Source organism: Priestia sp. P5_B4 (assembly GCF_056400385.1).
This window is the reverse complement of sequence record NZ_JBFULJ010000519.1, coordinates 1-2,689: the sequence shown is the minus strand read 5'-3', so window position 1 is coordinate 2,689 and position 2,689 is coordinate 1. Positions and strand designations below refer to the sequence as shown.

The window sequence follows — 2,689 nt, the reverse complement described above, 5'->3', positions numbered from 1 at the left end:
ATTTTCAACGGGATATAACGTAATAGTAGCTGACCAGCTTTGAGTTTCACCTGAAAACTCTAAAGGATCCTCAGCTTTACTTTGCCATCCAACTACTAATGAAATAAAAAAGAAAAGACTAAATAAAGCAATATAAAACTTTCTCATGCTCTTCCTCCATGTAAACACCATAATGTCATTTTTACTACTTTATAGTTTATTAAAATATATATCTTTAGTTAACATGGCGTAGAATATTATCTAGTAAAGAACATATGTAAGATCTTTTTTAATAGCTGTTCATAGGTTTTGAAAGCCGCACTAAATGTGGAACGTTCCTTTTCATTTCCCATCATAATTTTATCCCCTTTTATTTTAAGCGGTTATATTATATATAAGTTTATACAAAATGAATTGTCGTTAGTTTAAATAATGAAAGGTCTCCCAGAAATAATTCTGAGAGATTAGTAAAAAAATTAACCTGTAAAAAAGCTTACAACACCTATAAGCACAAAAAATATGAGAATTGCAGATAAAATGAGTACAATTGTAAAGATAGGTTTATACTTTGCTCTACTTTCTTGATTACTTATCTTATTATGTAAATCATCTAATTTTCTTTCAATTTCATCCAGACGTTTTTCCGTGTTAATATCCATCACCTCCTACCTTTTATACGAATTACTTCTATAAAAGTTTCCTAATTACTGTATTTTAAAGAATATATATGTAAAAGCCGTTTTGAATTGTATTTATAGTTAGTTACCGAAATCCCCTTTTCACATAGTAAACTTTCATTTTTTTTAAACCTTCATCTAAATCAAAAGTGAAGTGGACTTACTTGTTTGATAATAAACGAAATGATAAACGAAACAGAAATTGTTGCCGCTAGCTGCTTTGGATTTCTGTAAAAGACTCTGCATAAAACAGCATACATAATGAACTCTTCAATATAATTTACATGTATATAAAATACTCCAACCGCTAAAGAAAGACTTAGCAATAACCCCATAGGCAACGCTGGTAATATCCAAGCTAGACGTAAATTATTTTTAGCCATCCATACAATAGCTGCTAGAAACGGAGACGCTAGTGCGATACTTCCCCACAATAAAAAATAACTAGTTGGAAAAAATCCAAATAGAAAAGCGGAATATATATAATAGCCTGTTAGCATTCCTATAAAGAACATGAATGTATTAAGAGCCCCACTAATTTTGGTTTTACTATACGCGGCTATAAGGGTAGCAATCAGGACCCAAATACCGGCCCTAGAACACAAATCCCCAAAGTACGATAGAATATTCATCCACCAGCTTCCATCAACACCTGCAATAGTATCTAAATATTTGGCTACTATCCCCAAAGCTGTACCGAAGACTAAATAGATAATAGAAAATGCAAGTTTATTTGTAGACTTAACTACTCCAATAGTAAGCTCCCCCTAACCAAAGCAAATCTATTAAATTGTTTTAACTCTTTCGTCCAAAAGCTTTTGTATCAATATTTTTGTCATCTAGAAAATTCTCTATCTTTTTCTGTTCCCTTCCATTTACACCTTCATTTTTATTCATAAGTGAATCAATTTCTGTTTCAGAAAAATCTCCTTCGCTCATATGCTCAACCATGTCATCGATGGCTTGATCCAGTTCATCCAAAATTTGATTGGAACCCATAATAAAGCGGCTAATTCTCTCTGACTCTTTTTTATATCCTTCTGGTAGAGTATTGTGCGAGATATATGTAGAAAAGTTACGATCATTTTCTTTGACCAGATCGTTTATTTGTTCAAGTTTTTTCGCTTCAGCTTTAGTTAGCTGTTGATCAGAATCCATCATTTCTTCAAATTGATCACTGATATTGGATAAATCCTCGTTAGTATTTAAGTGAGTTTTTATACTTTCTTTCATTTCCTTTTCATTAATTACAGCATTATTTTTCGATGAACTAAATATAGAAGTTGGTAATACAATTTCTTCACTAACTTCTTTTGTACTTTCCTGATAAGAACAAGCACCTAATAAAAAAATAATCATTAAGCTAAAATAAAGTTTCTTCAATTCAAACGCTCCCTTTACTAATGTATTTATTCCATTAATTTACATAGAAAATTTTAGCATTAAAATTCCCTTAGGAGTATACATCTAGAGGCGTATATTGCAAAACTATCCTCATCTAATTGAATATAGCAAAAAATGTTAAGAACAACGATTTGTTTGCTGTTATAGTGAACGTAAGGTAGGTGAATGTAAATGAATTATGTAACTTGTATACAAAGAACGCTAGATTACATTGAGGAGAATTTGGAGACACAAATTACTTTAGAAAAGTTAGCAGAAATTGCTTGCTTTTCTCCTTTTCATTATCACCGTGTCTTCCAAGCCATTGTTGGAGAATCGGTGATGGATTATGTGAGGAAACGAAGACTCACACGCGCAGCAGAACGCTTATTTTTCACAGATGAAAAAGTCATTGATATCGCACTTGATGTTGGTTTCCAATATCAAGAATCATTTAACAGAGCGTTCAAAAACTTTTATGATGTTTCACCGAAGCAATACCGTAACGCAAGGAGAATATCTGGACCGCTGCGGGGAAAAGCCTACCTAACTACCACACTTTTGTCAGGAGGAAATAAGATGGAACCAAAACTAGTCACTAAATCTGCTTTTTATGTCATTGGATATGAGCTAAAAACGAAGAACGAGGG

At 32.2% G+C, this 2,689-nt stretch carries 4 protein-coding genes; 1 reads left to right on the top strand and 3 read right to left on the bottom strand.

The window, feature by feature from the left end; all coding sequences use genetic code 11:
* Positions 1–455: 455 nt before the first annotated feature.
* The 3 genes from AC1DRF_RS22300 to AC1DRF_RS22290 form a co-directional block, all read right to left on the bottom strand.
* Positions 456–638, bottom strand: a complete 183-nt coding sequence (locus AC1DRF_RS22300) for a hypothetical protein (RefSeq protein ID WP_025749161.1) — start codon at positions 636–638, stop codon at positions 456–458.
* 161 nt (positions 639–799) lie between these two features.
* A complete protein-coding gene (locus AC1DRF_RS22295; RefSeq protein WP_427076745.1) occupies positions 800–1,345 on the bottom strand; it encodes a hypothetical protein in 546 nt (181 codons plus the stop codon).
* Positions 1,346–1,451: 106 nt separating this feature from the next.
* Positions 1,452–2,039, bottom strand: a complete 588-nt coding sequence (locus AC1DRF_RS22290; protein WP_477741714.1) for an NDxxF motif lipoprotein — start codon at positions 2,037–2,039, stop codon at positions 1,452–1,454.
* 192 nt (positions 2,040–2,231) lie between these two features.
* Between AC1DRF_RS22290 and AC1DRF_RS22285 the strand changes: the two genes are divergently transcribed.
* Positions 2,232–2,689: helix-turn-helix domain-containing protein (locus AC1DRF_RS22285; protein ID WP_477741713.1), on the top strand; the 458-nt coding region annotated here is incomplete at its 3' end.